General features: G+C 60.6%; 1 pseudogene. It reads left to right on the top strand.

Annotation, left to right across the window (positions count from 1 at the left end):
* Positions 1-467, top strand: a pseudogene (locus AACY52_RS29800) (type-IV secretion system protein TraC); the annotation flags it as partial.
* Positions 468-546 lie beyond the last annotated feature (79 nt).

Below are 546 nucleotides of genomic sequence, written 5' to 3'. Positions count from 1 at the left end.
CCTATGCTCGCACTTGCCGGAAATACGGCGCGTCGCTGGTCACCGCGACCCAGTCACTCAATGATTACTACAAGTCGGCCGGCTCGATCGCCGCGCTCGAGAACTCGGACTGGTTCGTCATCCTCCAGCAAAAGCCGGAGACGATCGCGGATTTCAAGAAGCACGATCGCTTCGAGATGGACGATTACACCGACGCCTTGCTGCGGTCGCTGAAGCGCAATGGCTTCGAATATTCGGACATCATGATCAAAGGGCCCGATACGCTCGCTGTCGGCCGCCTCGTGCTCGATCCCTATTCGGCCACGCTCTTCTCCTCGAGCCCGAGGACATTCGCTGCGATCGACGCGCTGATCGCAGAGGGCATGAGCATGGACGAAGCGATCGAGCGGATCGCCTTTCCCGACAATCCCGAAAAATGGGTGAGCAATCTCGTCGAGGCGGACGAGATCGCGATCGCCGCGGAGTAGGATCATGGCGACGGACGCTGACGATGTGACGACCTCCATTACGCGCAAGGGCAGGTTGACGGCGGCCGAGTGGCGGTCC

The organism is Pseudomonas sp. EA_65y_Pfl1_P113, from assembly GCF_963970525.1.
GTDB lineage: Bacteria > Pseudomonadota > Gammaproteobacteria > Pseudomonadales > Pseudomonadaceae > Aquipseudomonas > Aquipseudomonas tritici.
The sequence above is the reverse complement of the archived record's forward strand: the minus strand, read 5'-3'. Positions and strand labels throughout refer to the sequence as shown.